The following is a 7276-nucleotide window of genomic DNA, read 5'->3' on the forward strand; positions in this document are numbered from 1 at the left end:
AAGTACTGCAGCGCAAGGCTGTGGGAGGATAGGACGTCGCGCTCGCGCAGGGCGCTCGGCGTATTCCGCGCGGGCCGCGGGGAGGGCCCCGGAGCCGTAACAGGTTCCGGGGCCCTTTCTGCGTTGGGGGGGGCGGGCTGCGCGGGGCCGTCCGCCGCTCGCGGGGGGAGGGTCCGCCGGTCGGCCGCACCTCGGCTTCCTCAGCGCGCCAGGCCCTCGCCCGGGGCGCCCTGGCGCATCTCGGTCAAGTCTTTCCAGAAGCGCTCGGGCATGAACTGCCGGCGCAGCTCGGGGTTGTAGCGGGCCTCGACGGCGGTCGCGTCGTAGAAGCGCTTCCATGCCGCCTGCATGAGCTCCTCGTCCGACGCATGCGCGGGGAGGTCGGCCCCCTCCGTGCGCACGAGCCGCCAGCCCCGTCCCTCGTACACGCCGGCCAGGGCGTGCCGCTCGTCGAGCACCGCGAAGGGCTGCGTGTTGAAGCGGCCCGCGAACCAGTCCATGACCAGGGGAACCACGGAAGCGTTCGGGCTGCATCGCGCGAACCAGCCACCGTTTTCCAGGTGCTCGAAGCGCAGGAACTGGAGCATGCGGTGACGCTCGTTCATGACCGCTCGGTCCAGCTTGAGAAGCGCTCCGACCGCTGGGTTCGCAAGGTCGTCGAGCACGCTCGATCTTCTTGCCGACGCTGCGGTGCAGTTGGGGATACCGGCGCAGCGATGCTGTTTCGGGCATCGGGCGCAGTCGTGCGGTTGGCGGCGCGACATGGCGTAGCGCACGAATCGGTACACGATGGCTCCGGTGTTCGGGTCGTCTGACAGCGCGGCGTGCAGAACAGCCTCGAACGCCGTCTGCCCGCACGTACGTTGGATGCCTTTGCGAACCCGCATTGCAAGCTGCATGTCGGTTTCTATGGTGCGGACGGTTTGCCCCAGGCGTGGCTGCAATGTGTTGCCGGGGGCGATATCTTGCGGGTCTTCGCGATTGGCGTAGGCTTGGAACACCGCCGTCAGCAGGCCTTCCGGCGTGCCGTCGTATGCGTAGGCAACATCCTGCAAGGGCTCTTCGCGCACCGGCCGGGCGGTGTTTCGGCTGTCGTGAGGATTGCTCATACGGCAACCGTCGTGCGCGGTTCGAGCGCGCGTTGCCAACCAAAGGAGCCGTCCGCTGTCGGGGGAACGCCGGTGTCGAGCTTGCGCGGGTCTTTGCCGGCGGCACGCAGCTTCTCGGGCGTTTCGACCTTTTCGAACAAGCTTAGTTGCCCGGGGGTAGTCTTGGCGGACCGGCGGCCGTGCGCGCCGCCCTTAATGGGCGCCGCCAGCTGCGCTCGAAGTCCTTCGGGCGAAAAATCGGCTCCGCGCCCTGCGTAGGTGCCCCCGCAGGTTATGAAAAACCGTGCCCGCTTGTAGGCTATGCCCAATTTGCGCAACTCGGATTCGCGTAGGCATGTCGTGCGCCGTGCGCGCATGATAAGCCTGGCTCCCCGTACGCCGATGCCCGGAACGCGCAGCAGCGACTCAAGGGGAGCGGTGTTCACTTCTACGGGGAAGAAATCGAGGTTGTTTATAGCCCAGTTTGCCTTGGGGTCCAAATCGGGATCGAGAAAAGGGTGCGCCTCGTCGATGATCTCCGTCACGTCGAAGCGGTAGAACCGCAGGAGCCAATCGGCTTGGTAGAGACGGTGCTCGCGATTGAGCTGGACGGCATCGGCGCCCGGAAGACGCGCATCGTCGTTCACGGGCATGTAGGCGCTGAAGAACACGCGCTTGAGCGAGAGCGTACGGTAGAGGGCTGCCGAAAGGTTCAGGATTTGAAAATCGCTTTCAGGCGTAGCTCCTATGATCATCTGCGTCGATTGGCCGGCGGGTACGAAGGCTCGTTCCTTTCGCTTGGGGCTGACCTGCGTCATGTACGTGGTTTCCCTTCGCATGAGCGCGCGCGTGTCCTTGTCGACCGCTATGTTGTCTCGTATCTGCTTCATGGGCGAGAGAATGCGCTGCTTGTCCTTTTCGGGGGCGAGCAGCCGCAGGCTTTGCTGTGAAGGAAGTTCTAGGTTCACGCTCATGCGGTCGGCAAGGTGCCCGAGTTGATCGATCAGCTCGGGCGATGTCCCCGGCACGGCTTTCGCGTGGATATAGCCGCGAAAGCCGTACTCCTCGCGCAGAATCTCGAGCGTTCGTATCATAAGCTCGGTGGTGTGGTCGGGATTGCGGATAACTCCCGAGCTGAGAAACAGGCCTTCAATATAGTTGCGTCGGTAAAACGACACGGTGAGATCCGCCAACTCTCTTGGCTTGAACGCAGCGCGCGGAACTTCGTTGGATGCGCGGTTCACGCAGTAGGCGCAGTCGTACACGCAAACGTTGGTCATGAGCACCTTCAAAAGCGTGATGCACCGCCCGTCTGCGGCAAAGCTGTGGCAGCAGCCGGCAGCCAGCGTGTTTCCAAGCTTGCCCTTCTGGGCGTCGCGATCGATGCCCGAGGACGTGCAGGCTACATCGTATTTCGCCGCATCGGCGAGGATTTCGAGTTTCGCAAGTAGATCCATGCGGTCATCCGTTCGCGCGATCAAATGTTCGTAAGAATATCTGTACGCTATAATACGCAAACGAACGTTCGCTGTCAATCGAACGGGCGAGGTTCGCCCCCTGTTGCTGTTCTGCCCCGGTGTTCGCTACGGCCGGTCTTTCGGTGCAAGGGCGCGCACGATAAGGCGTTTTCCGGTGCGCGCGCACGGGCCTTTCGCTATACTGGGCAGGTTCCGAAGAGGAGGAGAGCAGGACATGATGGCGATGCTGTGCGTGGGTCTTGGCGGGTTCGTGGGAGCCGTGGGCCGCTATCTGCTGGGGCTTGTTCCCCTCGAAGGCGGTTTTCCGCTCATGACGTTTCTGATCAACTTTGTCGGCGCCGTGGTTATCGGGGCCGTGTTCGAGGCTGCTACGGTGTGGCCCGGCATGTCCGACAATGCGGTCCTGTTCTTGAAGACGGGCGTATGCGGCGGTTTCACCACGTTTTCGACGTTCTCGTTGGAGACGCTGACGCTTATCGAACGCGGGAAGTACGTCACGGGGGCGGCGTACGCATGCGGAAGCGTCGTTGCCTGCCTGGCGGGCGTGGTTCTGGGGCGCTTGGCCGTCCGCGCCGTGCGCGCGGCTGCAACCGGCTCTGCGCAGGCTTGACCGGGTTGGTTGCGGGTCGGTTCCCTTTTGCTATTTCGCGCGCGTTGCGTTGCCTGGATCGATCGACATGCTTTGGAAGCGTTCCTGCATGTACTGGTTGTCGAAATGCTCGTCGAAGAATTGAACCACCGCGGAATCCTGAATGGCCGTTCCCGCCATGCGCTGATACCAGCAATCAAGCGCGAGCAGGGTCATTGCCCCGTCGGCGATCATGAGAACCGCGCATACCGTGGTGATGGTGTAGCGCCAGTTCCAAGGTATCAGGTTCACCAGCTTCAGCATCCAGGGCAGGCATGCCTTGATCCATATCACGCCGAGGATTCCCCACATGGCCATGAACATGCCGTTGGTGCGTCCGTCGATGGACAGGAACGTGCCCGAGTAATCCCAGGCTACGATACCGAAAGCGAACTGCATGAACCAGCTGGTCAGATACTCGAACGCGCCTCCGATAACAGCGCTTACCAAAAAAATGAGCACCACGTTTTTGTTGTGGAACCGATTGAGCGCTATGGTCATGAGAACCGCCCCGAATCCGTAAATGGGGGAGAAGGGCCCGATGAGCATGCCGGCTCGGTCTTGGTAGTGGCCCGGCTCCACCACGGCGAAATGGTAGACGGTCTCGAGCATGAGCCCGAGCACGCAGCAGACCGTGAATATCCAGAACAGGTTGAAGAAGTTGAGGGCTATGAATCCCTTGCCCGTTTCGTCGCGGCCGAGCGTGCCGTCTTCGGCCGCCTCGCGCGTTTCCATGTCGCGCAGTTTACGCTGCAGTTCGCGCTCTTGCGCCAAAGAGGGGTCGAGGTAGCTTTGCATGACAACAAGGAACACGGCTATTGCACCGTAGGCAGCCAAGCTTAGGTTCAGGCCGTCAAGCATGATGCTGCAAAGGACGATTCCGACCAGCACGACGATCATCACGTCCGCGACTTCCGCGGCATGACGTCGCTTGTTGAGCAGCAGGCGGATGCCGAACACGGCGAACATGGCTGCGAGCACGGTCATGAGCACGGTGTCCACGATGAAGATGATGAGCGTTGCCGACGAGAGCTCGCCTTCGAACGCGCCGTTTTGGACGAGCAGCGCCGTGCCGATCACGAGCAGCGCAAGCAAGGCTGCCAAAGCGCCGCCCATGACCATCGATAGGATGCCGAACACTTTGAGCGGAAGGGGGATTCTTCTTTTATTGGGGGCTATCGCCTGATCGGCGGCGCAGTCGTCGGTACGTACGAGGTCGTCGCGCTTCCTCATGAACTCTCCTTGGCGGTGTGCGGTCGATGCGGCCTGATCGCGGGCTGGCCCGCGTGATTTGCTGACAAAGACCAGTATAGCGGAGAAGGAGCGCATGGCAGGGGGATTCGGCGGACGTTCTTTTCGGTTGCACTGGAGCGGCATGCGCGAAGGGCGGTCGCTCGCCTGACGGCGAAAGCGGGGCTGCGCTTGCGAAGAGAAAGGACCGACCGCATCGTTGAACTGCGATGCAGTCGGTCCTTCTGGCGAATAGCGGCGTATCTTGCGGGGCCCGCTCGGTTTGCAGTCGAGCGCTTGCCTTCGCAGGAATCTGCCGTGAAGCGAGCGAACTTGCGAATGCTATTCGATGTCGTTCAGCGGAACGCCCTTGTACTCATGCGCGGTGAACAGAAGGATGATGCCGGCGATCAGGCAAATTCCCATCATGTAGTACGCCGGAGCCATGCCGTTGCCCGTTGCGTCGATAAGCGCGGTCGCGACCATCGACGCGGTTCCCCCGAACACCACGTAGGCGATGTTGGATCCCAGGGCGGCGCCGGTGTAGCGCACTTCGGTGGGAAACATTTCGGCTTGGTAGCAGGCGATGTTCGAATCGTTGATGGACAGCGTGATGCACAGAATCAGCTCAGCTGCGATAACGATGGGAAGCGAAGCTGTGTTCAGCATGGTGAAAGCCGGTATGCTCAGCACGATGAAGGCGACGCAGGCGCCCAGGAGCATCTTCTTGCGCCCGACGATATCCGATACCTTGCCTGCGCCCAGCACGATGAGGATGTAGGCGACGAGCGCAACGTCGGTTGCGAACTGGGCGGGTGCCGCTTCCATGCCCGCGTAACTGGTCAAGTACGTGGGCAGGTACGTGAGCACCAGGTAGAACCCAACCGAGTTCACCATGGTTGCCGCGATGCTGGCAAGCAGGCGCTTGCGGTACTTCTTGAACACGAGGCGGGTGGGGTTGGGGGCTTCTTTGACGCGCTTGGTGTCGGAGGTCATCTGCTCGAACGTCGGGGAATCCTCAAGCTTGGTGCGGATGTAGTGCGCGATCAAGCCCAGCGGGCCTGCCAACAGAAACGGTATGCGCCAGCCCCATTCGATAACGGCGGCTTCGGGCAGCAGCAGTTTGATGATCAGCGCGGCGGTCGAACCGGCCAACAGGCCGGCTGCGGTCGAAGCGGGTACGAGCGAGCAGTACTTGCCGCGGTGGTTGGCCGGGGAGTACTCGGCCAGAAATACGGCAGCGCCCGAATACTCGCCTGCGGCCGAGAACCCCTGCACGCTTCGCAGGCAGATGAGCAGGATGGGCGACAGAAGCCCGATGGTCTCGTACGAGGGCAGGCAGCCGATGAGAAACGCTGCGCCCGTCATAAGGAAGATGGACATGGACAAAGACCACTTGCGGCCCTTCTTGTCTCCCATGCTGCCCCAGAACGCGGCGCCCAGCGGACGGAAGACGAACGAGATCGCGAACACCGCGAACGCGAGCAGCGTTGAGTTCACTGCCGATTCAGGGAAGAACACGATGCCGATGGTTATAGCGAAGTACGTGTAGGTTGCGTAATCGAACCACTCGATGAAGTTGCCGAGGAACGACGAGAGCGCTACTTTGAACGGGACTTTTTTCTCAACTGCGTGCGTATGCATGGCAATCCCCCTCTAGGATTTCGTGATAGTCTCCCAGGAAGTGAACGGCTTCGTTGGGAGCGAAGACGTGAAGCATGGTGTACGATGCGGTCATGATGCTCCTTTTACGCGCACGGCCTTCCTGGCGGTTGGCGCCGGAAGGCCGTGGATGTTGCCGGTTTCGGATGAGGGCCGCTCCCTGCGCTTAGGCGAATTCTCGCTTGATGGCGCCTACCATGTTGCGTACGGCCACGTCGCGCAAGATGATGCCCTTTTCGCGCGACGATGCTGCGGGGGACGACAGGCAGCCCGAAGGCGGCGTGTAATCGGCGATGATGGGCAGCACGTCGTAGTTGGGAAGCGTGGCGGGCAGTCCGTCGTACAGCGGATCGTTGATCTTGCTCATATCGACCAGGTCGGGGTAGAACAGGAGCATGAGCGAGGTTTCCATGACGCCGGCGTGCTCGAGGTCCCATCCGGTGAAGCCTTCGGGATAAAGCTCGGCGATGGTCTGGTCGTCCACGAAGTCCCAGTACGAGAGCAGTTGGATCTTCGCGTCGTCGATACCGTCTTTGCGCGCATCCTCGAGGGCCAGCTGGGCTCCTTCGAAGATGAACTGGAAGTTCTCGTAATGGCCGTTCATCAGCACGATCTTGCGTGCTCCCTGTCGGATGATGCTGAACACGATGTCGCGGGAGAGCGCGATGAGGGTCGTTCCGCGCAGGCTGGTCGTGCCCGACAGGTGGAATCCGCCGCCGGAGCGCTGCTGGGAGCGGTAGCCGTAGTTGATCGGCGCGGCCACCATGCCCTCGATCGCGCCTTCGGTGTAGGCGGTCAGGGCTTCGGCCGTGGCTCCCGCCATGGCTTTGGTGAGGGCGGCGTCCACGCACATGGCCATGTGCGATCCATGTTGCTCGAGGGCGCCTACGGGCACGAACACCACCGCATCGTTGCGAAGCTTCTCGCGGTACGTGAACGCGTCCATCTCCTCCATGTAAACCGTTGCTTTCACGGTGCGCCTCCTATCGGTTTTCCAGCAAGTCGACTTGCGCTTTGCTGGCGCGGAAGATAAAGGATCGTTTGGCCTGCTGGCCGCCCTGGGCCAGCTTGGCCAGGATGACCCTCTTCAGGCGCGGGTAGTCGCGCATGCCGTACCAGGCGAACGCCGTGCCGCCCGTGTACGCCTCCACGATGCTGTGGACGGGCAGGCTCGCGTCGCGCTTGGCGTC

The 7276-nt window shown here is 61.9% G+C and carries 6 protein-coding genes and 1 pseudogene; 1 reads left to right on the forward strand and 6 read right to left on the reverse strand.

Annotation, left to right across the window (positions count from 1 at the left end):
* Positions 1 to 200 precede the first annotated feature (200 nt).
* Positions 201 to 1109: a TIGR03915 family putative DNA repair protein gene (locus ACMNI9_RS06390; protein WP_418831285.1), complete on the reverse strand. Its 909-nt coding sequence runs from the start codon at positions 1107 to 1109 to the stop codon at positions 201 to 203.
* Positions 1106 to 2545, reverse strand: coding sequence for a putative DNA modification/repair radical SAM protein (locus tag ACMNI9_RS06395; protein ID WP_418831286.1), 1440 nt, complete (start codon positions 2543 to 2545; stop codon positions 1106 to 1108). The genes ACMNI9_RS06390 and ACMNI9_RS06395 overlap by 4 nt, the downstream gene beginning before the upstream one ends.
* Before the next feature lie 235 nt (positions 2546 to 2780).
* On the opposite strand from ACMNI9_RS06395, the gene crcB reads away from it, so the two are divergent.
* Positions 2781 to 3176 carry a fluoride efflux transporter CrcB gene (gene crcB / locus ACMNI9_RS06400; protein WP_418831287.1) on the forward strand — a complete coding sequence of 132 codons (396 nt, stop codon included), beginning with the start codon at positions 2781 to 2783 and terminating at the stop codon, positions 3174 to 3176.
* A 30-nt stretch (positions 3177 to 3206) separates the two neighbouring features.
* Here crcB and ACMNI9_RS06405 read toward each other — a convergent pair whose 3' ends face one another.
* The 4 genes and pseudogenes from ACMNI9_RS06405 to ACMNI9_RS06420 form a co-directional block, all read right to left on the reverse strand.
* A complete protein-coding gene (locus ACMNI9_RS06405) occupies positions 3207 to 4427 on the reverse strand; it encodes a putative ABC transporter permease (protein WP_114568024.1) in 1221 nt (406 codons plus the stop codon).
* A 339-nt stretch (positions 4428 to 4766) separates the two neighbouring features.
* A complete protein-coding gene (locus tag ACMNI9_RS06410) occupies positions 4767 to 6068 on the reverse strand; it encodes an MFS transporter (protein WP_114568023.1) in 1302 nt (433 codons plus the stop codon).
* Positions 6069 to 6252: 184 nt separating this feature from the next.
* Positions 6253 to 7059 (reverse strand): creatininase, encoded by an 807-nt coding sequence (locus ACMNI9_RS06415; protein ID WP_114568022.1) that lies wholly within the window; start codon positions 7057 to 7059, stop codon positions 6253 to 6255.
* Between the two features lie 10 nt (positions 7060 to 7069).
* A pseudogene (locus ACMNI9_RS06420) lies at positions 7070 to 7276 on the reverse strand (hypothetical protein); the annotation flags it as partial.

It is taken from the genome of Paraeggerthella sp., assembly GCF_048427265.1.
Classification (GTDB): domain Bacteria; phylum Actinomycetota; class Coriobacteriia; order Coriobacteriales; family Eggerthellaceae; genus Paraeggerthella; species Paraeggerthella hominis.

Bases quoted from the DNA above. Each gene is read 5' to 3' on its own strand.
- ACMNI9_RS06410 (WP_114568023.1), bottom strand. From the start codon at position 6,068: ATGCATACGCACGCAGTTGAGAAAAAAGTCCCGTTCAAAGTAGCGCTC.
- crcB (WP_418831287.1), top strand. From the start codon at position 2,781: ATGATGGCGATGCTGTGCGTGGGTCTTGGCGGGTTCGTGGGAGCCGTG.
- ACMNI9_RS06390 (WP_418831285.1), bottom strand. From the start codon at position 1,109: ATGAGCAATCCTCACGACAGCCGAAACACCGCCCGGCCGGTGCGCGAA.
- ACMNI9_RS06395 (WP_418831286.1), bottom strand. From the start codon at position 2,545: ATGGATCTACTTGCGAAACTCGAAATCCTCGCCGATGCGGCGAAATAC.
- ACMNI9_RS06405 (WP_114568024.1), bottom strand. From the start codon at position 4,427: ATGAGGAAGCGCGACGACCTCGTACGTACCGACGACTGCGCCGCCGAT.